Genomic DNA, 20467 nt, shown 5'->3' on the forward strand with positions numbered 1-20467 from the left:
ATGAACCGGGTGTTCGTCGTCGGGGTCGGGATGACCAAATTCGAGAAGCCGGGCCGGCGGGAGGGCTGGGACTACCCCGACATGGCGCGTGAGTCCGGCACCAAGGCACTCGAGGACGCCGGCATCCCCTACGACCAGGTCCAGCAGGGCTATGTCGGCTACTGCTCCGGGGACTCGACGTCCGGACAGCGCGCGCTCTACGAACTCGGCATGACCGGTATCCCCATCGTCAACGTCAACAACAATTGCTCGACGGGGTCGACGGCGCTCTACCTGGCCGCCCAGTCGATCCGGGGCGGACTTGCCGACTGTGCGATTGCGCTGGGATTCGAGAAGATGCAGCCCGGTTCGCTCGGGGGCGGCGCACAGGACCGCGAATCCCCGCTCGGCAAGCATGTGAAGGCCCTTGCCGAGATCGACGAGTTCGGTTTCCCCGTGGCGCCGTGGATGTTCGGGGCGGCGGGCCGCGAGCACATGAAGAAGTACGGCACCACCGCAGAGCATTTCGCCAAGATCGGGTTCAAGAATCACAAGCACTCGGTGAACAACCCGTATGCGCAGTTCCAGGACGAGTACACCCTCGATGACATCCTGGCCGCCAAGATGATCTCCGATCCGCTCACCAAGCTGCAGTGCTCACCCACCTCCGACGGGTCCGGCGCGGCCATCCTGGCCAGCGAGGCGTTCGTCGACCAGCACGGGCTTGCCGGTCAGGCCGTCGAGATCGTCGGCCAGGCCATGACCACCGATTTCGCGTCGACCTTCGACGGCAGCGCGGCCAACATCATCGGCTACGACATGAATGTGCAAGCCGCACAACAGGTTTACGACCAGTCGGGGCTCGGCCCGCAGGATTTCCAGGTCATCGAACTGCATGACTGCTTCAGCGCGAACGAATTGCTGCTGTATGAGGCGCTGGGTCTGTGCGCACCCGGCGAGGCGCCCACGCTGATCGATAACGATGACACGACCTACGGCGGACGCTGGGTGGTGAACCCATCCGGCGGACTGATCTCCAAGGGCCACCCGTTGGGCGCCACCGGATTGGCCCAATGCGCCGAACTGACCTGGCAACTGCGCGGCTCCGCGGACAAGCGGCAGGTCGACAACGTCACCGCGGCGCTGCAGCACAATATCGGCCTGGGCGGCGCGGCCGTGGTCACCGCCTATCAGCGCGCCGAGCGTTAGTTCCCGGCGACGTCGGGTTCCTCGGCCGCCAGCCGATCGTCGAGCGTTTCCCCAGCCCGCTGCTCCTCGGCAGACATCCCGTATTTGTCTGCCGCGGACCAGGACTGCGGCGGGTCGGGCACCTCGTCTTCGTCGGCGCCCATCTCGTCCGGGTCGGTGGCCTCCACCGGACTCAAAAGCTCGTCGGAGCCACCGAGATCGTTGGCCGAAGTGGCCCCGGCATTGCCGGTGGCATCGGTGTTTTCGGTACCCATGCCACAGGCATTACCGCTCGGCGGGACGCTAAACGGAAATCAGACCTGCGCCAGTTCGCGCATATCGGCGAAAGCCGCCGCGTCGAACGGCGCGTAGGTCGGCGCCGGCGCAGGCACCCGCAGCGCGGTGATCTGGCCGTCCACGTCGGCGATGTACAGCCGGTCACCGGGGGTGTTGAGTGCGATCGAGGTCGCGCGGGCACCCAGGGTGATGGTCTCCACCACCTCGTGGGTCAGCGTGCACAGGACCGAAACCTCGTCGTAGTCCACGACGTAGGCGCGGGCACCGTCGGCGGACAGCACCATGCCGATGGGCAGCGTGCCTGCGGCGAAACCGGCGGTCACGACGAGCCGGGCCGGATCGACGATCTTGATGACGCCGCGGTTTCGCAGGTCAGAGGTCAGCACGTACACGGTGCCGTCGGCCGCGACCGCGAGCTCCCGGATCGGCGCGCCGATGGCCACAGTCCGATGCACCCGTGCGGTCTCGGTGTCGACGACCACGAGCCGACTGCCGGTCGCGGTGCTGACACCGACATACAGGCGTCGACCGGACGGGTCAACGCCGAGTCCGTCGATCGACGTGGCCGCACCGGCGGCGATATCGATGGTGCCGACCCGGTCGGCAGTGGTATCCACGACCGCGATGTCGACATGATCGTCACCGGTGCGGGCCGCGTACGCGCGCTTACCGTCGGGGCTGACCGCGACGGCGGTGACCGTGAATGCCAGCGGATACTCGGCGACCACCGCATTGGTACGGATGTCGACGATGGTCAAACAGTCGGCCTCGGCGGCACTGGTGACCACGAAGGCGCGGTCCTCGGTCAAGCTGACCGCGACCGGAGCACCGTCGAGCTCGACCAGGGCCGGCACGGCGGCGGCATCGGCACGGACGACCGCGATGCTGTCGTCACCGAGGTTGGCCGCCAGGATGGCGCCGGTGTTGGCCGCCACTGCGGCGATGGGGCCGCGGTTGACGGTGACCGAACCCGCAAAAGCGGTTCGTGAGTCGTTCAGCGCTGCGGCGTTGGCACGCACGGAAACACTTGCCATCTCTTCGACACCTCCGCCGGGTGGCTACGCCGGCACTTGATCACGCCACGCGTCCGTAGGTCGGACGCGTTCCTGTGAGCGAGTCTAGCGACGGACGGTGACACCGAAATCGTGATCTTGTCGCCCCGGCCGTTCACCGGCGCGCAACATCTCAGACATCCCTCAGGAAAGGATCGTTATACAGTTGTGACCTGCACACAGCGAACTTAGAACAGGCCGCTAACAGTGCATTTGCCAAATTAGCAAATCGCCTTTCGCAGTCGAACCCCACCCGTCCCACACGAATTCCTCAGGGCTCGTTTCAAAAGTGAGCGCCAGATCACAGCAGCCGCGCCAGCAAACTTTGTGACGGTCGTCACCGGCACCAGCTCCATCGATTCGCGAGCCGACCTCTCGCAGTTTTGCTGACTGCTCCAGCCCGGCTCAGGGCAACAGGATGTAGAGCAACCCCGGCTCGGCCTTGACCGTGCGCCCCGACCAGGTATTGGGTCCCTTGCCCGCGGCATTCATCTCGGTCAGCGCCAGATACGCCCCGTCGGGCCGGGTCGACACCCTGTCCACCCAGGCGATATGCCCGGTATCCGGCGCCGCAAGAACTCCCGGCGGAATCACCACCAGCGATCGCTGCATGGGTTCGTCGACGACGGTCCAACCTGCCGCACTGGCGGCACCGGCCAGCTCGCGCGGTGCGCCGCGCAGAGCCGGGTAGGACCGCTCCCCCGAAGCGAAGAACCACTTCTCCATGGCCCCCCAGGCCGCGCTGCCCTTCTCGGCGGGGTTGGTCGCGACCGAGCGTCCGGTGGCGCGTGCCTGCGACACCGTCATCGACTCGGTGGCGCACGGTGGCACGACCGGGTCGTCCGAGCCGGTATCCAACATGGCGTCAGTGACAAAGCCGCCGTCGGGCAATCGATTCCACAGATCGGTGGACATCCGATAGGGGCCACCGGAGAACACCGCACCGCGGGCGTAGCAGGTGATGACGATGCGTGCACCGTCGGGAAGTGTTCCGATCTTTTGGCTGTCGGCCGACGGTGCCGACCGGATGTTGAGGTCGCGACTACCGGTGTTGACGGTAACCGTGACCGATCCCGACTCGGCCACCGATTCGGGGGCCGCACCGACGACCGGTGCCGCGGCCAGGACCACCGCCGACATCGCGAGCACGACCAGCGGGCCACGCCGCCTGTTCATCAGCACTGTCGTGTGCACAGCAAGCCTTTCGGACACCGGTGCGCACAGCATAAGTTCCCGATTGGTCATTTGCTGGGAGGCCGACGGTCATTTGCCGGGTGTGTTCGGTCGCCGCAACGCGGTCATCGCCACTGATAGCGCGTCTTGGGCCGCCCCGCCTTGCCGTAGTCGGTATGACGGGTCACGGTGCCCTCTTCGGCCAGGCGTTCCAGGTACCGCCAGGCGGTCACCCGGGACACCCCGACCTGCTTGGCCACCGCATCGGCGGTGATCCCTTGTGCCGAATCCCGCACCGCGCGCGCGATCTCGTCATTGGTGCCCGGCGCCACCCCCTTCGGCGCCGCCGTCCGACCGGATCCCACCCGCAACTCGGCCAGCGCCCGGTCGACCTCGTCCTGGCTGGCGGCATCGGTTCCCGCGGGCAGCGCCTCCCGATAGCGCTGATAACGCTCCAGCCGGTCACGGAACGCCGCAAAGGTGAAAGGCTTGAGCAGATACGCCAGGGCGCCGTGGCCGACTGCCGCACGCACCATCTCCAGATCGCGTTCGGAGGTGATCGTGATGATGTCCGGTGGTGGTTGGATACCCGACAGCGCCGAGGCCAGGGTGATACCGCTGGCATCGGGCAGCCCGATATCGAGCAGCACCAGATCGATGGGCACGTCCGAGGCCGCCGCCTCACTGGCCACCCTCATCGCGTCGCGGGCGGTATGCACCGCGGCCGCAACAGAGAATCCGGCGATCCGTCCGAGATAGGTCTTGTGCGCCTCGGCGATCAGGCTCTCGTCCTCGACGATCAACACGTTGATCATCGGCGGGCCACCGTCACCGTCACGACCGAACCGTACGTCACATCGGCGGTCAGGGTCCCATGGTGCTTCTTGACCACCTGCGCCACCAGAGCCAGGCCCAGTCCGTGCGCACCCGCATCATGGTCCGACTTCGTCGAATAGCCGCGCTGCATGGCCTTTTCGAAGGTCCCCGGATCCATCCCCGGCCCGCTGTCGGCAACCCGGATCAGCAATTGCTTCTCGTCCTGGTGCACCGTCACCTCCACCCACGGGTCCTCGGGATCGCAGGCATCCATCGCGTTGTCGATCAGATTGCCCAGCACGGTGACCATCTCCTGTCCGCTGAGCAGCAGATCGTCGGTGCTGGCGGGCAGGCCGGTCTCCTCGGTGATCGTCAGCTCGACTCCGCGCTCGTCCGCCTGCGCCGTCTTTCCGAGTAACAGTGCCACCAGGGCAGGTTCGCCAACGGCCGCCGACAGCCGGTCGACAAGCTGTTGGGACAGTTCGAGTTCGGCGGTGGCGAAGGTGACCGCCCGCTCAGCGTGACCCATCTCGACCATGGTGACGATGGTGTGCAGTTTGTTGGCGGCTTCGTGGGCCTGCGCGCGCAGCGAGTCGGTGAGGACCTTCAGCGAGCTCAATTCGCCGAGTGCGCCCTGCAATTCGGTCCGGTCGCGGATCGTCACCACCTCCGCGGCGTTCGCATCCGACTGCACCGGCGAACGGTTCACCACCAGCACACGGTCATCGGTCACGTGGATCTCGTCGCGGGCGCCAGGGTTGTAGGACCGTAGGAATTCGGGCAGGTCGGCCCGCGCCACTGCACCGTCGGGCAGACTCAACAACCGACGGGCCTCGTCGTTGACCAGCGCCACCCCGTCGCGGTCCAGCACGATCAGCCCCTCCGACACCGAATGCAGGATGGCGTCGTGGTGGTCGTACATGACACGCAGCTCGTCGGGCCGCAATCCCCGCGTCTGCCGCAGCAGGCGGCGTCGGATCCCCCACACCCCGATCAACGAAACGGCAAGCGCGCCAACGGCGACGGTGGCGATCTTCGCCCACTGATCGTGCCACCGATCGGCCAGACTCTGCTGCAGGATGCCGGCGGCCACCAGACCGATGACCCGCCCGTCCGCGTCGGGCACCGGCACGACAGCGCGGATCGACGGACCGAGCGTGCCGGTATACAGCTCGGTGAACGACTCACCGCGCAACGCGGGTGCGATATTGCCCAGGTACTTCCCACCGATCTGGGTCGGATCGGTGTGGGTATAGCGGGTGCGGTCCGGCGCCATGATGGTGATGAAGGCGATATCGGTGTGCCTGCGCACCAGTTCGGTGACCGGTTGCAGGATCTCGGTGGCGTGGCCGGCCACGATCGCGTCGGCGGTCGACGGTGAATCGGCCAGCGCGGTGGCGATGCCGAGCACCTGAGCCCTGGCCGCGGCATCACCGTCGCGCCGGGCATCGACGAGCGCCAGCGCGCTGCCTGCCGCCACGATCAGCGTGATCACCAGGATCTGCAGCGCGATCGACTGACCGGCCAATGACTTGGGCCACCCCGAAGGCCGGCCCCGCGTGCCGCCCACCCGCATTGCGCAACCCTCTCCCGGCTGAACGTAATGAACTAAAACGTGACCTACCTCACGTGCGTGTTCGACCATCCTTTCAGACCCATTTCCGTGCAGTGTTCGAAGGAGAACCCGATGACAACCACGATGGACCGCCCGGCGCCCGAGCCGGCACCGGACGCGCCGAAGAAGAAGCACGACCGCACCCACTGGCTGTTCATCGCCGTCATCGTCTCGGTGATCGCCGGCATCGGCATGGGCATCTACGCCCCGGAGGTCGGCAAGAGTGTCGGCGTGCTGGGCACGATGTTCGTCGCACTGATCAAGATGATGATCGCCCCGGTCATCTTCTGCACGATCGTGCTGGGCATCGGTTCGGTTCGCAAGGCCGCCACCATCGGCAAGGTCGGCGGGCTGGCCTTCGTCTACTTCCTGGCGATGTCGACCTTCGCCCTGGCCATCGGGTTGCTGGTGGGCAATATCCTGCATCCCGGCAGTGGCCTCAAGCTCACCGAGAGCGCCGCGGGTAAGGGTGCCGAGCTCGCCGAGAAGGCACACGAATCCGGCGGCCTGCTCGATTTCGTCCAGGGCATCATCCCGACCTCGCTGTTCTCCGCGCTGACCGCAGGCAGCGTGCTGCAGGCGCTGTTCATCGCGCTGCTGGTCGGATTCGCCATCCAGGGCCTCGGCACCGCCGGTGATCCGATCCTGCGCGGTATCGAGCATCTGCAGAAGCTGGTGTTCAAGGTGCTGGTGATGATCCTGTGGCTGGCGCCGATCGGCGCCTTCGGCGCCATCGCCAACGTCGTCGGCCAGACCGGCTGGGCGGCGGTCGGCCAGCTGGCCGCGCTGATGCTCGGCTTCTACATCACCTGCGCCATCTTCGTCTTCGGCGTCCTCGGCACCCTGCTGCAACTGGTGTCGCGCATCTCGATCTTCAAGCTGCTGCGCTACCTGGCCCGGGAGTACCTGCTCATCGTGTCGACCTCGTCGTCGGAGTCCGCGCTGCCCCGGCTGATCGCCAAGATGGAGCACATCGGGGTGGACCGCTCGACGGTCGGCGTCGTGGTACCCACCGGCTACTCGTTCAACCTGGACGGCACGGCGATCTACCTGACCATGGCCTCGCTCTTCATCGCCAGCGCACTGGGCGACCCGCTGTCGGTGACCGAGCAGATCGGGCTGCTGGTCTTCATGATCGTGGCTTCCAAGGGCGCCGCAGGCGTCACCGGTGCCGGTCTGGCCACTCTGGCCGGCGGCCTGCAGGCCCACCGCCCCGACCTGCTCGACGGTGTCGGCCTGATCGTCGGCATCGACCGGTTCATGTCCGAGGCCCGCGCGGTGACCAACTTCTCCGGCAACGCCGTGGCGACGCTGCTGGTCGGCACCTGGACCAAGACCATCGACCGCGCCAAGGTCGACGCCGTCCTGAGCGGAAAAGACCCCTTCGACGAGCTGACCATGCTCGACGATCACGCCGCTCGCGCCGAAACCGATTCCTCTGCACGGGAAAAGACCGGAGCTGCCGTTCCGGTATAGGGTGCGCGAGAACTGTGGCGCCGGACCTCTGCCGAGGGCCGGCGCCACAGCCTTTTCCGTACCGCCGCACGTGAACTCGGCCGATATGCGACCATCCCGGTATGAACCCGCAGGACGACCCGGAAGCTCGGATCCGTGCACTGGAGCCGACCGAGCTGGGCGCCGAGCAGCCGAGCCCGTCCACCTACGGCACCGACAGCCCCGCCGCGCCGCCGCTGCCACCGCCGACTCAGCCGTGGCCGGAGCCGCCTTATGGACAAGCGCCCCACTCCTCGGATCCGTACGGACTGAACTCCTACGGCCCGAGCAATTACGGCCAGAGTCCGTACGGGGCCGACCCCTATGGCGGCGCCTACGCGCAGCCGTATCCGTCGGCGCCGCAACGTTCCGGGCTGCGACCGTGGATATTGATCGTTCCGCTGGCACTGGTGCTGCTGTTCTTCGGCGGGGCGGCCGCCGCGTTCTGGCTGTTCAGTGCCGATGACTCGGCACCGGATGTGGCCGGCGGCGGTGGTGTGCTGACCGACGAGCCCGCCCGGCCCGCCGCGCCGCAGTTGCCCGAGATACCTGAGCTGCCACCGATCGTCGTCGATCCGGGCGGTCCGAACACCCCCGTCGAACCTGGCGGCACGATCACCATCACCGGCATCGGCACCAACCGGACGGTGGCCTGTGACGATCACATCGTGATCATCAGCGGCGCCAACAACACCATCGACGTGACCGGACACTGCACGGCGGTCACCGTGTCGGGCTTCGAGAATGTCGTCACCGCCCAGTCCACCGACGAGATCACGGTGTCGGGCTTCGAGAATCGGGTCACCTACCGCGACGGGTCACCGACGATCAATCAGTCCGGCAGCGGGAACGCCATCGAACAAGGCTGACCGGCCGCCGCTCAAACCAGCCTGAGCCGCAGGGCCGCCGCGGTGGCGGGTCCGACGATGCCGTCGACGGCGAGTCCGGGGGTGCGCCGCTGGAATTCGCGCACCACGGCCTCGGTCGCGGCACCGTACACGCCGTCGATCTCGAGTTCACCGCCATATCCGGCGTAGGCATATTTCAGTCGGCGTTGCAGTTCGGCGACCTGTGGCCCGGAGCTCCCGCGGAACAGCAGCACGTCGGCGTACTCACCCACCGGCACCGGTGGTCGTGGTGCCGGGCGCGCGGCGACGGCACCGATGCGCGCGGCGATATCGCTGCGCAACACCGTCATGTCGATGGCCCCGGGATCCCACTTGCCTTGCGCTCGTCCCGCGTACTCGCGGTGCCCGATGGTGCGCTCCGACGTCTGTCCCAGGCGCCTGTTGATGGCCGCACAGCAGTCCACCAGTGCCAGATACTGTGCGTCCGGCCAATTCCGGCGATGCGGTGCCGTCGGGCTGGTTCCGCTGTTGGCACACTCGATACCGATCAGATGCCAGTTGCCCATGTTCGTCGGGACCCACGGGTACATGCCGGTACCGGCATGCCAGGCAACCCCGACGGCCACCACGGTCACCGTGCCATCCCTGGCGATGTGCAACTGCGACAGCGGGCCGGGCAGGTCCGGTCGGCCGTAGGCGATGGATGCGGCATCGGCGCTGTCGGATCCGGTGTGGTGCACCATCACCCCGCGGATGTCCTTGAACTCACCGTGCCCGCGGGTACGCCATCCCGGGAACTCGACCGGGCTGAGACCCTCGTTTCTAAGCACGTCGACAAGCCAGACCGGGTCGCCGGTCCACGGTGTGCGCTCAGGCACCGCAGATCACAACACCTTCGACAGAAACTCCTGCAGCCGTGGGTGTTTCGGATTGTCGAAGATCTCCGCGGGCGGACCTTCCTCGACGATGTGGCCGTCGGCCATGAAGATGACCCGGGAAGCCACCTCACGGGCGAAGCCCATCTCATGGGTGACGACGACCATCGTCATGCCCCCGCGGGCCAGCGTGCGCAGCACCTCGAGGACGTCGCCGACCATTTCCGGATCGAGTGCGCTGGTGGCCTCGTCGAACAACATGATCGACGGATTCATCGCCAGCGCACGGGCAATGGCCACGCGTTGCTTTTGACCACCGGACAGGGTGGACGGCTTGACGCCCGCCTTCTCGGCCAGCCCCACCTGCCCCAGGAGTTCGAGCGCTTTCTTCTCGGCGGCCGCCTTGTCCGACTTCTTCGTCAGCAGCGGCGCCAGCGTGACGTTCTGCAACACCGTCATGTGCGGGAACAGATTGAAATGCTGGAACACCATGCCGATGTGCTGGCGCACCTTGTCCAGATCGACCTTCGGATCGGTCAGGTCGAAGCCGTCGACGACGACCTTGCCACCGGTGATGTCCTCCAGCTTGTTCAGACACCGCAGGAAGGTGGACTTACCCGATCCCGACGGACCGATGACGCAGACCACTTCACCATGGCTGACGGTGGTGTCGATGCCGTCGAGCACCACCAGGTCACCGAACGACTTCTTGAGACCCTCGATGCGGATCTTCACCGTGCCTGCCGGCTCGGCAGCCGCGGCTTCGGTTACCAGTTCACTCATTTGACGAGCCGCCTCTCCAGCCGGTCGGACAGTTTGGTCAGCGCCATGATGACGATGAAGTAGATGATGCCGACGATCAGCCACATCTCGAATGCCTTGTAGTTGCCCGCGATGATGATGCGCCCACTCTGGGTCAACTCGGCGATGCCGAGCACCGACAGGATCGAGGTGTCCTTGAGGGTGATCACGAACTGATTGATGTAGGACGGGATCATGGTCCTGATCGCCTGGGGCAGGATGACTTTGCGCATCGTCGGCAGATAGCCGATACCCAGGCTGCGGGCGGCTTCCATCTGGCCCTTGTCCACCGAGAGGATTCCACCGCGGACGATCTCGGTCATGTACGCGCCCGCATTGAGCGAGAGCGTGATGATGCCCGCCGTCACGGCCGACATCTGGAAGCCCATGGTGGCCGGGATGCCGAAGTAGATGAAGAAGGCCTGCACCAGCAGCGGTGTCCCGCGGAAGATGTCGACGAAGGTCGTGCCGATCGCGCGCAACCAGATCGACCGCGACACCCTGGCCAGCCCGAAGATCACGCCGAGGATGAGTGCGAAGAAGATCGACACGACGGTCAGGATGATCGTCATCTTCAGGCCCGCCAACAGCATCGGTGCGGTGCTCTTGACCAGACCGAAGATCGAATCATCGGCGGTGGAGGCCTGCTCGCCGAGGTAGGTCTGCAGGATCTCGTCATAGCGACCCTGAGCCTTCAGATTCTCCAGACCGGCGTTGAACTTCTGCAGCAGTTCGGCGTTCTGGCCCTTGTTGACCGCGAAGCCGTAGCCGGTCGGGTCCTCCTTGGGTGTCACGGTCTTGAATCCGTTGCCTTGGGCAATGCCGTACAACAACACCGGGTAGTCCTCGAAGACCGCTACCGAGTTCCCGGTCTTGACTTCGTCGAACATCGTCGACGAGTCGGCGAAGGAGACGACCTCGAACCCGTACTGATCCTTGATGGAGTTGGCGAAATCCGAGCCCTGGGTGCCGTTCTTCACCGATACCCGCTTACCGCGCAGGTCGTCGTAGGACTTGATGTCCTCGTTGTCCTTGAGAACCGCCATCTGGACGCCGGATTCGAAGTACGGCTCGGAAAAGTCGAAGACCTTCTTGCGTTCATCGGTGATCGACATGCCGGCGATGACACCGTCGACCTGGTTGGCCTGCACCGCTTGGAGTGCGGCATCGAAACCGAGCGGTTTGATGTCGACGTTGAAGCCCTGGTCCTCACCGATGGCCCGGATCAAATCCATATCGATGCCGACGAACTCACCGCTGGCATTCTGGAATTCGAAAGGCGCGAACGTGGTATCAGTGGCGATGGTGTAGGTCTCGCCTTCGGCTGCTGCGGTGGCAGGCATCAGCAGGGTGGCCCCGAACAGGGCGACGAGCAGACCCGCGATCAGCGCGGTGAGCCGATTCCTCCGTCGGGTGGGTGGGTGGGGCCTACAACCCGACGAACTATCGGCTCGCATGTGTTGATCTCCCGTCCGGTGTGCTGTGACGGGTTCACGCTATCGTCCGTTGCCCGCATCTGCGCGCGATCCCGGGACAAGTCGCGCGTCGTCCAGGGTGACGGACGCACCCTGTTGCCGCCGAACAAGAACCAGCCGGGGCGGCAGTCTGGTCTGCCACCCCGGCCGGTATCGCACTGCGGCCGACGAAACTCAGCCGCCGAACAAACCACCGATGTTGCGCACCAGGTTGCCGCCGGCCTCACCGGCGTTGCGGATCAGATCGGCGCCCGACCTGTTGATGTTCTGGGTCAGATCATTGGTGAATCGCCCGCCGTTGACCAGGAGATCGGTGCCGACCTGACCGAGATTGCGCTGGAGATCACTGCCGGCCCGGCCCGCGTTTATCTGCAGATCGCTGCCGAACCTGCCGATATTGCGGACCAGGTTGTCGCCGAACTGCCCGGCTTCCTCGGGGGTCAGTGCCGCTGCCGCCGCCGAACGAGTGGACACGCGGGCGTTCTCCGACGACGAGCCGTCGTCGGCCGCGGCCGTCCCCGCGCCCGCAACGGCCATACCGACGCTTATTGCACCGGCCGCGCCGGTGAGCATCAACGTTTTGAGCATCTTGTCGATCCCCCTGATGTTGCGATCCATGACATGCCTCCCTCCAGCAAACCCCCCACGCACCGCCCGAGACCGACCCGATGAGTGTGGCGTAGATCATATTGACGCTGAGAGAAGTGCCCACGGACACGGAGGTCCAAACCACAAATTTCTTTGCTGATCACAGTGTGCGCGCTAGCTACATGACGCCACAAAAGTCGAAGCATTTCACTCCGACCAGTGCATACGGTGATCATGAACGACAGCAAGAATTTTCGCTGGCGAAAATTGCAGTGTTATCAGGGCCTTTTCGACGTTGCGCGGGTCCCAGTACCGCCGTGGACGCGGGTCGGCCGTCGCCATCGGGGTGGTGCGGGCGCCCGTCCATACCAATTCAGCAAACCCGCCTCGCCGCATTCGACTGCAGGCAGCAAAGCGGGCAGTGGGTATGTCCCCACTGCCCGCTTTCGCGTAGTCGGATCAGCGACCGAAAGACCCGAGCCCGTTGAGCAGATCGGTGCCGACCCGGCCGAGCTGCTGCTGGGCATTGCTGCCGACGGTGCCGCCGTTGATCAGCCCGTCGGTACCCACCCGGCCGAGCCCCTGCTGGGCGTCGGTGCCGACCTGGCCGAGCCCCTGCTGAGCGTCACTACCGAACGTGCCACCGTTGACCAGCACGTTGCTGCCGACTGTCCCGCCGTTGATCTGCAGATTGCTGCCGAACTTGCCGATGTTCTGGGTGAGGTTCGTTCCGAACTGTCCCAGTCGCTGCAACGGCGAGGTGTTCGTGCTCTGCTGCGACGAGGTTTGCCCGGTGTCCGCCTGAGCGGTCGCGGCGGTCACCGTGGCCGCTCCCATGGCAAGTGCGATCCCGCCCCCGGCCGCGATGGTCGCAGCAATCATGCGGACGGACTTCCCCTGACGTCGGTACATGTTGATCTCCCTTTCAGCAAATTCCCCAACCAACAAAGAAAAGTTAACACGAACGTTGCGGACTAGGCCAGACCCCTGATCGATTTTTCCGGAATTCCAGCTTACGCAGCCGCAAATTTCTTTGCTGAACGATATCCGTCCGCGAAGCGAAGTGACATGCGAAGAACGGTAAAGTCGCATGTCAGAAGCGCAAACCCGTCACCCGTCCGCATCGCTGGAACGTTGCCAGCCAGTCGGCCGATCACCACAAGAATCAGCCGAATCACAATTTGCTAACAGCACACTTTCAAGATCAGCAGCCCACCTGCAGCAAAGACCCGGACGAAGCGAACACGGACGGCCGCGAGCCGACGGCTTCAGCTCGCCGCGACGACACCGAACCACAGGGCTCTGCGGCGGTGCCACCGGACGCCGTCCATGCCGAGGCTCAAGCGATCGTTGCTAGCGGCCTCGCGTCATGGTGATCTTGATGCCGACCCACGGCACCCACATCATGTAGCCGTTCTGAAAGTCCACCCGGGTTCCCCCGTAGGTCCATCGCTCGGAGACCGTTGCCAGGCCCAGCGCAGGAACCCAGTTGCGGGCGAATTCGCCGCTGGCCCACCGCGCCCCGGTCGCCGGCGAGTACCAGACACGCATGGGCTGCCAGCCGCCGAAATCCTGGTACCCGTCCTTGAATGTGGTGAGCGGCATCCCGGCATTGCGCGAACGCGCCAGATCGCTGACCGCCGTCGGGGATGCGATGAACTTCCCGGGCGCCGTCTCCCACAACGTGCCCAGTGTCCATTGCTGGGTCCACATCCGCTGCGCGTCGGAGTAGACCGGACTCAGCACCTCGCCGAGGGTCGGATCGGCATGCGCGGCGAATCTGCTGTACACCGCACGCGGACCGGGTCGCGATCGCAGCAGGCGCTGCGCGGGCTTGGGAGTCCAGTCGGAGCGGTAGATACCGAACCGCTCGTCGTCGTTACCGCTACCGCTGTTGAGATCCCGGGTCGTGTAGAGCAGCAGCGGACCGGCGTAGGGCAGCTCCTGCCACGCGCTCATCACATCGGCGATGAAGTCCGCCTGATGGGCGTCGCTGGCCCGGTTGCCCGGTAGTCCGTACTCCGTCACCCAGATCTTTCGGGCACCGTCACCGTTGGCCAGCATCACCCGCCGCATCCGAACCAATTGCTCCACCGGCGAATCCGGCTGCAGCATCCCCTCGGAGAACTTCATCGTGTAGCTGTACGGGTGATATGACAACGCATCGAAGAATGGCTTGGCGCCGTTGGCGTACATCCTGTCCAGAAAGGTGACCGGGTCAATGGTCAACGGCCCCCATGACTTTCCGGAACCGAGGACGCCACCGACAATTACGGCCGCCGGATCGGCGGCCTTGATTCTCGGGTATGCGGCTTTCAACAGTGCGCTATAGCCGGCCGGATCGGGAAATGGCGTGTATCCGGTGAAACCGTTGGGCTCGTTCCACACCTCGTAGGCCGCAATTTTGCCGCGATAGCGTTCAGCGACGCGACCCGTGAACGCGCCGTATGCCTCCGGCGAGGAAGGCCGCCCGTGCGGCGGCAGCGATCCGACGGACATTGCCCACCATGGTGTCGACGTGATGCAGGCGATGATCGCGATCCCTGCCGCCGAGGCCGCCTGCACCACGCGATCGGCACGCGACCAGTCCATCCGGCCCTTGATCGCCTCCACCCCGGCCCACGGGATACCGATACGGACCAGGCGGATACCGTCGGCGACCCACCGCTGCACGGTCTGGGTCACCAGCGGCTCGTCGTAGAAGTAGATCTGGGAGTCAGCGAATCCCACGGTTGTTGCCGAAAAGCTCAGTGGATGTACGTCCTCGGCGATGACCTGCCGGGGCCGCTGCGAGGTCGGGACCGACACCAGTGCGGTGACACAGAGCGCCGAAACAATGGCACCCGCCGCCGTTCGCCACATTTTACGGCGCGGAAATATCCTTTTACGGCGCACCGTAAAACCACTCATTTCGACCTTTCCCGAATTTGTGTTCTTTGTAACGGAAGGCGAGCCATATCGACCGCACCCAATTCGGCGTGTCGAGATCCCGGCGGCACCGCCGCCGCGGCCGTCCGTACCCTGAGGGGCATCATGCGTGTGACAGCCGATGCGGGGCCGCGGGCGCCGCAACGGGTGGCCGCCCTGACCGGTCTACGAGCACCGGCCGCCCTGCTCATCGTCGCCACACACGCCGCGTTCGGAACCGGCCAGCTGACTCACGGTTACCTGGGCGCGCTGTATGCCCGGCTCGAGGTCGGGGTTCCGGTCTTCTTCGCACTGTCGGGATACCTGTTGTTCCGGCCGTGGCTGGAGGCGACTCGCACCGGCGGCCCGGCGCCGTCGGTGACCCGCTACGCCCGCCACCGGGTCCGGCGCATCGCACCGGCATATCTGGTGACAGTGCTGATTGCCTACGCGCTCTACACATTTCGGAACGCCGGCCCCAACCCGGGGCACACCTGGGCCGGCCTGCTGCACCATCTGACGCTGACCCAGATCTATCCGCCCGTGGCGGTGCTGCACCAGGGCCTCACCCAGATGTGGAGCCTGGCGGTCGAGGTGGCGTTCTATGCGGTTCTGCCGCTGTTGGCCGGCGTGCTGCTGACTGTGTTGTGCCGACGAGCCTGGCGGCCGGGCCTGCTGTTGGTCGGGTTGGCCGTGTTGGGTGCGGTGACTCCGGTGTGGCTGTGGGTACAGCATGCGACCGCCTTACTGCCTCCGTCGGCGAACATCTGGTTGCCCGCTCACCTGATCCACTTCGCCGCGGGCATGGCGTTGGCGGTGCTGCACGTCGCCGGGGTGCGCTGCCGTGAGGTGTTCTTGTTACCGCTGGCCCCGGTGGCGCTGCTGATCGTGGCGCTGCCGGTCGCCGGATCGGTGACCGCCGCGCCCGTGCAGCCGAGTGAGGCGATCGTGCGGTCGACGTTGTATGCAGTTGTCGCGGTGGGCCTGCTGGCGCCGCTGGTCCTCGACCCTGGCGGCGCCTTCGCCCGCCTGCTCGGCAGCCGCCCGGTGGTGTGGCTCGGTGAGATCTCCTACGAGATCTTCCTCGTCCACGTGATCCTGATGGAGATCGCGATGTCCTCGGTACTGCGGTGGCCGGTGTTCACCGGTTCGATGGCGGGCCTGTTCCTCACCACACTGGCGCTGTCGGTGCCGGCCGCCTGGCTGCTGCACCGCTGGACCCGAGTGCGGCCAGATTCCGGCCCCGGCCCGGCACCCGCACCATCGGTTCAGCCCGTCTGAGTGGGCGTTTCACCACGCTGCTGCCACGGCCAGCGGCCACTGATCTCCAATTCCAACGACCAGCTCAGGAAGGTTCGGATCAGCACGATTCCGGCGAGCACCGCGACGCTCTCCCAGGTCGGGGTGACCGCCACGGTCCTGATGATGTCGGCGGCGACCAGGAGCTCCAACCCCAACAGGATCGAGCGGCCGAGGCGCTGGCGGAAAAAGCGGTATGCGTCTCCGGTCTTGCCCGCCATCCGCCGAATGGTGGCAGCGGTGGCAATCAGCGCGCCGATCGCGATGACCGCCACGCCGATACCGTCGATCGTCTTGCCGACGATCTCGATGACCTCGTAGAAGCTCATGGCCTCACCGTATTACGGGTCAGCCGCAGTGTTGCGCCGCCGCGCAGCAGGTCTGTCCTCGCCATGCCTGCCTGCCCTCTTTGACCGCGACGGCGGCGATCACCAGCCCCGCGACCGGATCAGCCCAGCTCAGTCCGAACACTCCGTTGAGGACCAAACCCGCCAGTAGCACCGCCGAAAGATAGGTACACAGCATCGTCTGCTTGGAATCGGCTACCGCAGAACGTGATCCGAGTTCACGACCGGCTCGCCGCTGTGCCGACGACAGCACCGGCATGACCGCCAGGCTCAGTGCGGCGAGCCCGATGCCGATGGGAGAGTGCCTGGGCTCGGTACCGCCGGCAAGGCTGCGCGCGGCGTCCACGGCGACGGTGGCGGCCAGCCCGAAGAAGGCCACTGCAATCACCCGCAGCGCCACCTTCTCCCGTGACTGCGGGTCGGAGCCGGCGAATTGCCAGGCCACCGCGGCGGCGGAGGCGACCTCGATGGTGGAGTCCAGACCGAAACCGAACAGTGCTGCCGAGGACACCCGCGCGCCCTCGGTGAGCGCGACGATCGCCTCGATCACGTTGTAGGTGATGGTGATCAGGACGAACAGCCGGATTCGACGGCTCAGTATCGCGCGTCGTGTGGCGCTGACCGGGACGGCCATCAGCAGCACGCGCAGTCGCTGCAACATCCCGGGTCCACCGCGAGAACCAGGCCCATCAGGTTCTCGAGCGCCCAGCCGATGCGAACGTCGGCGAGTTCGTATCGGGTACGTCGCCCCTCGGATACCGCCACCACCAAACCACAACCCCGCAAGCAGCTCAGATGGTTGGACAGTGTCTGTCGCGAAACGCCGAGTCGGTCGGCGAGCTCGGACGGATACCCCGGTCCGCGAAGCAGACTGAGCAGGATGTGGCTGCGGGTGCCGTCGGCGAGAGCGTGCCCGAAGCGGGCCAGCGCATCGATGTGGGTCAGCGTCTGCACGCGCCTGACAGTACATCCATTTCTGTACTATCGGAAGTTCTCCGGTTCCACAGACATCGCGCACTGGGTATACGGTGAGCCATGATCGTCACGGGAGCATTCCTGGCCGAGTCGGCCACGGTGGTCGACAACAAGCTCGATATCGTCGGTGGCGTCGTCGACAGCTGCCACGCCACACCGGAGCGCACGGTGACGCCGGTATTGGTCGTGCTGATCCAGCCCGAGCCAACGGATCAGGCACCGACGATCGAGGTGCGATTCAGCGATCCGACCGCGGCGACGCTGGAGATGCACCTCGACGTTCCGGAGTCCAGCCTTGGCGGCGAAATCGGTTTCGTGTTCTACCCGCTGACCCTGCCGGTGCCGACAAACGGGCGCTATCTGATGACGGTATCGGGGCGCGGCGGCTTCGTCAGCCTGCCACTTCGGGTATTGAGCTAGCCGGAGCGGGTCTTCAGCCAGGACCGTAACCGCTTGCGGGCGTTGGTATATGGCGACGACGTGTTCAAGGAGATCATCCGGCCCAGCGGCCACTTCCCGTACCACGGGGCACCGTAGAGATCATCATCGGTGCTGGCCTCGACCGCGGCCACGATATCGTTCTTGGCGTCCACGAGCTGGGCGCGCAACGAGGTCCACGACTCGTGTCGGTATTCGGCGTAGAACCGTTGGGCCAGTATCCCGAGTTCGTTCCACTTCACCCCGGGCGCGGGGAACTCGTCGGGCAGTCCGTCCGACCGTCGCCGAAGCCAGGTGAGCACCTGCCGATTCCAGCCGACCAGATAGGCCACCAGGTCCGCCGGGCTGATCATGGTGCCCTTGACGTGGCCCTCGATCACCTGACTGCGGACCACGTCCGGTGGCACGCTGTCCAGGGTCGTCGCCAGCGCGTCGAAGGTCTTCGCTATCGCGGACAGCAGCTCTGTTTTCGACGCCGGGACACCCATGCCGATCATCATCCGCGATCCGCCGAGACTGCTCATCGGCACCCTGGTCGGCCGCGCGATGGAAACGACGCGGCCGACCCGGGCAGCACTCAGCCTGCGATGCGGATGAGCTTCTTGTTCACGAACTCATCGATACCGAAGCGGCCGAGCTCGCGGCCGAATCCCGAGCGCTTGACGCCACCGAACGGAAGCTCCGCCCCCTCGGCCCCGACGGCGTTGACGAACACCATGCCCGCGTCGATCTTGTCCGCCACGCGCTTGGCCTGTTCGGCATCGGTGGTGAAGACGTAGGACCCGAGCCCGAACGGGGTGTCGTTGGCCAGTTCGACGGCGGCGTCCTCGTCGGCCACCTTGTAGACCGTGGCCACCGGGCCGAACAGCTCCTCGCGGGCCGACGGCTTGTCCGGCGATACGCCGGTGAGCACGCCCGGCGGGAAGTACGCGCCGTTGCGCTGCCCTTCCGAGGTCAGGGTGGCGCCGTCGGCCACCACTCGCTGCACCTGCTCTTCGAGCCGCTCGGCGGCCGCCACCGACGACAGCGGCGCCAGTCCGTCGCCCTTGGCGAGCACCTTCTGGGTGAACTTGTCGACGAATTCGTCGTAGATGTCCTCGGCGACGATGATGCGCTTGGCGGCATTACATGCCTGCCCGGTGTTCTCGAAGCGGCCGTCGACGGCGGCCTCGACGGCGGAATCCAGGTCATCGGAGGACAGCAGGATGAACGGATCCGAACCACCGAGTTCGAGGACGACCTTCTTCAGGTTGCGCCCGGCGATCTCGGCGACAGCGGCCCCGGCACGTTCGGACCCCGTCAGCGACACCCCCTGCACCCGCGGATCGGCGATCGCCTCGGCGATCTGTTCGTTGGTGGCGTAGACGTTGACGTAGGCGCCCTCGGGATAGCCGGCGTCGAGGAAGATCTGCTGCAACGCCGCCGCAGACTCCGGACACTGCGGGGCATGCTTGAGCACAATCGTGTTGCCCAGCACCAGGTTCGGGCCCGCAAAGCGCGCTACCTGATAGTAGGGGTAGTTCCACGGCATGATGCCCAGCAACACGCCCACCGGGCTGCGCCGGATCAACGCGCTGCCCTCTCCCTCGAGCAGCTCGATGGGCTCGTCGGCCAGGAAGCGTTCGGCGTTGTCGGCGTAGAACTCGTAGATCGACGCACTGAACTCGACCTCACCGACCGACTGATCAAGCGGCTTACCCATCTCGCGCTGGATGATCTTGGCCAGCTCGTCCTTGCGCTCGTTGTGCAAGTCGGCCACCTTGCGGATCAGGTCGGCACGCTGAGCCACCGTGGTGTTCTTCGACCACTCTCCGAACGTCTTGGCCGCGGCGGCCAGCGCCTCCTCGATCTGCGCATCTGTCGCGGTGGGATACTCCCGCACCACCTCACCGGTCGCCGGATCAACCACTGCGTACAGACTCATGTGTCAGACCTTTCTTCGATGTTGTTCGATCACAGCGTGTTTGGCCAGATCAGTTTGGTGCGCGCCTCGCCACGGAATGCCACGCCTGCAGGCACCACGGCTGTTGCACACAGTGGCGCGGCATCGGCCCTCCGGATCAGCAGAAAAGAGCAATCACATCGATCGTACAAGTCAGACGAGCGGGCGTCCGGCGGATCCACGGGAACACCAAACCGCGGTCACATCGACCCCTCGCGCCGACGAAATCCGAAGCAGCGCAGGTCTCCCTATAAATGCTCAAACATACTGTCGCGCTTATCATTAACGGACCTGAGCATCGACCCGCGCGCCGAAGTGCGACGTGGAGTGCCCGCGCACGACGGATTACCGATTTCGA

General features: G+C 65.6%; 21 protein-coding genes. 5 read left to right on the forward strand and 16 right to left on the reverse strand.

Annotated features, from left to right (window positions below):
* The gene (locus tag PGN27_RS08635; protein ID WP_335325763.1) at window positions 1-1188 is read left to right on the forward strand and encodes a lipid-transfer protein; all 1188 of its coding nucleotides are present in this window, start codon (window positions 1-3) and stop codon (window positions 1186-1188) included.
* On the opposite strand, the gene PGN27_RS08640 is transcribed toward PGN27_RS08635, so the two are convergent.
* From PGN27_RS08640 to PGN27_RS08660, 5 genes are all read right to left on the reverse strand, one after another.
* Window positions 1185-1442, reverse strand: coding sequence for a hypothetical protein (locus PGN27_RS08640; protein WP_335325764.1), 258 nt, complete (start codon window positions 1440-1442; stop codon window positions 1185-1187). The two genes, PGN27_RS08635 and PGN27_RS08640, sit on opposite strands and share 4 nt — an antisense overlap.
* A 39-nt stretch (window positions 1443-1481) precedes the next feature.
* A complete protein-coding gene (locus PGN27_RS08645) occupies window positions 1482-2498 on the reverse strand; it encodes an MmpL3/TtfA transport complex stabilizer (protein WP_335325765.1) in 1017 nt (338 codons plus the stop codon).
* A 423-nt stretch (window positions 2499-2921) separates the two neighbouring features.
* Complete coding sequence (locus tag PGN27_RS08650) at window positions 2922-3692, reverse strand: amidase (protein WP_335325766.1); 771 nt, start codon at window positions 3690-3692, stop codon at window positions 2922-2924.
* A gap of 122 nt (window positions 3693-3814) precedes the next feature.
* Window positions 3815-4504: a response regulator gene (locus PGN27_RS08655; RefSeq protein WP_335325767.1), complete on the reverse strand. Its 690-nt coding sequence runs from the start codon at window positions 4502-4504 to the stop codon at window positions 3815-3817.
* Window positions 4501-6075 carry a sensor histidine kinase gene (locus PGN27_RS08660; RefSeq protein WP_335325768.1) on the reverse strand — a complete coding sequence of 525 codons (1575 nt, stop codon included), beginning with the start codon at window positions 6073-6075 and terminating at the stop codon, window positions 4501-4503. The genes PGN27_RS08655 and PGN27_RS08660 overlap by 4 nt, the downstream gene beginning before the upstream one ends.
* A gap of 117 nt (window positions 6076-6192) precedes the next feature.
* On the opposite strand from PGN27_RS08660, the gene PGN27_RS08665 reads away from it, so the two are divergent.
* Together PGN27_RS08665 and PGN27_RS08670 are read left to right on the forward strand one after the other, a co-directional pair.
* A complete protein-coding gene (locus PGN27_RS08665; protein WP_335325769.1) occupies window positions 6193-7596 on the forward strand; it encodes a cation:dicarboxylate symporter family transporter in 1404 nt (467 codons plus the stop codon).
* Window positions 7597-7697: 101 nt separating this feature from the next.
* Window positions 7698-8483, forward strand: a complete 786-nt coding sequence (locus tag PGN27_RS08670; protein ID WP_335325770.1) for a DUF3060 domain-containing protein — start codon at window positions 7698-7700, stop codon at window positions 8481-8483.
* Window positions 8484-8494: 11 nt separating this feature from the next.
* Here PGN27_RS08670 and PGN27_RS08675 read toward each other — a convergent pair whose 3' ends face one another.
* The 6 genes from PGN27_RS08675 to PGN27_RS08700 form a co-directional block, all read right to left on the reverse strand.
* Complete coding sequence (locus PGN27_RS08675; RefSeq protein ID WP_335325771.1) at window positions 8495-9340, reverse strand: peptidoglycan recognition protein family protein; 846 nt, start codon at window positions 9338-9340, stop codon at window positions 8495-8497.
* Between the two features lie 6 nt (window positions 9341-9346).
* The gene (locus tag PGN27_RS08680; protein ID WP_335325772.1) at window positions 9347-10120 is read right to left on the reverse strand and encodes an amino acid ABC transporter ATP-binding protein; all 774 of its coding nucleotides are present in this window, start codon (window positions 10118-10120) and stop codon (window positions 9347-9349) included.
* On the reverse strand, window positions 10117-11595 hold the full coding sequence (locus PGN27_RS08685; protein WP_418888569.1) for an amino acid ABC transporter substrate-binding protein/permease: 1479 nt from the start codon (window positions 11593-11595) through the stop codon (window positions 10117-10119). The genes PGN27_RS08680 and PGN27_RS08685 overlap by 4 nt, the downstream gene beginning before the upstream one ends.
* A 192-nt stretch (window positions 11596-11787) precedes the next feature.
* Window positions 11788-12231, reverse strand: coding sequence for a hypothetical protein (locus PGN27_RS08690; RefSeq protein WP_030136329.1), 444 nt, complete (start codon window positions 12229-12231; stop codon window positions 11788-11790).
* Between the two features lie 429 nt (window positions 12232-12660).
* Window positions 12661-13083, reverse strand: coding sequence for a hypothetical protein (locus PGN27_RS08695; protein ID WP_335325773.1), 423 nt, complete (start codon window positions 13081-13083; stop codon window positions 12661-12663).
* Window positions 13084-13554: 471 nt separating this feature from the next.
* A complete protein-coding gene (locus PGN27_RS08700) occupies window positions 13555-15063 on the reverse strand; it encodes a cellulase family glycosylhydrolase (RefSeq protein WP_335325774.1) in 1509 nt (502 codons plus the stop codon).
* Between the two features lie 171 nt (window positions 15064-15234).
* Here PGN27_RS08700 and PGN27_RS08705 point away from each other — a divergent pair, with 171 nt between their 5' ends.
* Complete coding sequence (locus PGN27_RS08705; protein ID WP_335325775.1) at window positions 15235-16389, forward strand: acyltransferase family protein; 1155 nt, start codon at window positions 15235-15237, stop codon at window positions 16387-16389.
* Here the strand turns inward: PGN27_RS08705 and PGN27_RS08710 are convergent.
* Genes PGN27_RS08710 through PGN27_RS08720 form a run of 3 tightly spaced genes read right to left on the reverse strand, consistent with a single transcriptional unit; the run spans window position 16377 to window position 17708 of the window.
* Window positions 16377-16736 carry a DUF1622 domain-containing protein gene (locus tag PGN27_RS08710; RefSeq protein ID WP_030136333.1) on the reverse strand — a complete coding sequence of 120 codons (360 nt, stop codon included), beginning with the start codon at window positions 16734-16736 and terminating at the stop codon, window positions 16377-16379. The genes PGN27_RS08705 and PGN27_RS08710 overlap by 13 nt on opposite strands.
* A 19-nt stretch (window positions 16737-16755) precedes the next feature.
* On the reverse strand, window positions 16756-17415 hold the full coding sequence (locus PGN27_RS08715) for a cation efflux transmembrane domain-containing protein (protein ID WP_335325776.1): 660 nt from the start codon (window positions 17413-17415) through the stop codon (window positions 16756-16758).
* Window positions 17388-17708, reverse strand: coding sequence for an ArsR/SmtB family transcription factor (locus tag PGN27_RS08720; RefSeq protein ID WP_335325777.1), 321 nt, complete (start codon window positions 17706-17708; stop codon window positions 17388-17390). Before PGN27_RS08720 ends, PGN27_RS08715 begins: the two co-directional genes overlap by 28 nt.
* Before the next feature lie 81 nt (window positions 17709-17789).
* Between PGN27_RS08720 and PGN27_RS08725 the strand changes: the two genes are divergently transcribed.
* A complete protein-coding gene (locus PGN27_RS08725; protein ID WP_335325778.1) occupies window positions 17790-18149 on the forward strand; it encodes a hypothetical protein in 360 nt (119 codons plus the stop codon).
* On the opposite strand, the gene PGN27_RS08730 is transcribed toward PGN27_RS08725, so the two are convergent.
* Window positions 18146-18691, reverse strand: a complete 546-nt coding sequence (locus PGN27_RS08730; protein WP_335325779.1) for a ClbS/DfsB family four-helix bundle protein — start codon at window positions 18689-18691, stop codon at window positions 18146-18148. The two genes, PGN27_RS08725 and PGN27_RS08730, sit on opposite strands and share 4 nt — an antisense overlap.
* Window positions 18692-18744: 53 nt before the next feature.
* The gene (locus PGN27_RS08735; RefSeq protein ID WP_335325780.1) at window positions 18745-20091 is read right to left on the reverse strand and encodes an NAD-dependent succinate-semialdehyde dehydrogenase; all 1347 of its coding nucleotides are present in this window, start codon (window positions 20089-20091) and stop codon (window positions 18745-18747) included.
* Between the last annotated feature and the right edge of the window lie 376 nt (window positions 20092-20467).

It is taken from the genome of Mycolicibacterium neoaurum (assembly GCF_036946495.1).
Lineage (GTDB): Bacteria > Actinomycetota > Actinomycetes > Mycobacteriales > Mycobacteriaceae > Mycobacterium > Mycobacterium neoaurum_B.

Bases quoted from the DNA above. Each gene is read 5' to 3' on its own strand.
- PGN27_RS08690 (WP_030136329.1), bottom strand. From the start codon at position 12,231: ATGGATCGCAACATCAGGGGGATCGACAAGATGCTCAAAACGTTGATG.
- PGN27_RS08700 (WP_335325774.1), bottom strand. From the start codon at position 15,063: ATGTGGCGAACGGCGGCGGGTGCCATTGTTTCGGCGCTCTGTGTCACC.
- PGN27_RS08735 (WP_335325780.1), bottom strand. From the start codon at position 20,091: ATGAGTCTGTACGCAGTGGTTGATCCGGCGACCGGTGAGGTGGTGCGG.
- PGN27_RS08715 (WP_335325776.1), bottom strand. From the start codon at position 17,415: ATGTTGCAGCGACTGCGCGTGCTGCTGATGGCCGTCCCGGTCAGCGCC.
- PGN27_RS08650 (WP_335325766.1), bottom strand. From the start codon at position 3,692: ATGAACAGGCGGCGTGGCCCGCTGGTCGTGCTCGCGATGTCGGCGGTG.
- PGN27_RS08635 (WP_335325763.1), top strand. From the start codon at position 1: ATGAACCGGGTGTTCGTCGTCGGGGTCGGGATGACCAAATTCGAGAAG.
- PGN27_RS08725 (WP_335325778.1), top strand. From the start codon at position 17,790: ATGATCGTCACGGGAGCATTCCTGGCCGAGTCGGCCACGGTGGTCGAC.
- PGN27_RS08730 (WP_335325779.1), bottom strand. From the start codon at position 18,691: ATGAGCAGTCTCGGCGGATCGCGGATGATGATCGGCATGGGTGTCCCG.
- PGN27_RS08665 (WP_335325769.1), top strand. From the start codon at position 6,193: ATGACAACCACGATGGACCGCCCGGCGCCCGAGCCGGCACCGGACGCG.
- PGN27_RS08680 (WP_335325772.1), bottom strand. From the start codon at position 10,120: ATGAGTGAACTGGTAACCGAAGCCGCGGCTGCCGAGCCGGCAGGCACG.
- PGN27_RS08640 (WP_335325764.1), bottom strand. From the start codon at position 1,442: ATGGGTACCGAAAACACCGATGCCACCGGCAATGCCGGGGCCACTTCG.
- PGN27_RS08695 (WP_335325773.1), bottom strand. From the start codon at position 13,083: ATGATTGCTGCGACCATCGCGGCCGGGGGCGGGATCGCACTTGCCATG.
- PGN27_RS08655 (WP_335325767.1), bottom strand. From the start codon at position 4,504: ATGATCAACGTGTTGATCGTCGAGGACGAGAGCCTGATCGCCGAGGCG.
- PGN27_RS08685 (WP_418888569.1), bottom strand. From the start codon at position 11,595: ATGCGAGCCGATAGTTCGTCGGGTTGTAGGCCCCACCCACCCACCCGA.
- PGN27_RS08710 (WP_030136333.1), bottom strand. From the start codon at position 16,736: ATGAGCTTCTACGAGGTCATCGAGATCGTCGGCAAGACGATCGACGGT.
- PGN27_RS08705 (WP_335325775.1), top strand. From the start codon at position 15,235: ATGCGTGTGACAGCCGATGCGGGGCCGCGGGCGCCGCAACGGGTGGCC.
- PGN27_RS08645 (WP_335325765.1), bottom strand. From the start codon at position 2,498: ATGGCAAGTGTTTCCGTGCGTGCCAACGCCGCAGCGCTGAACGACTCA.
- PGN27_RS08670 (WP_335325770.1), top strand. From the start codon at position 7,698: ATGAACCCGCAGGACGACCCGGAAGCTCGGATCCGTGCACTGGAGCCG.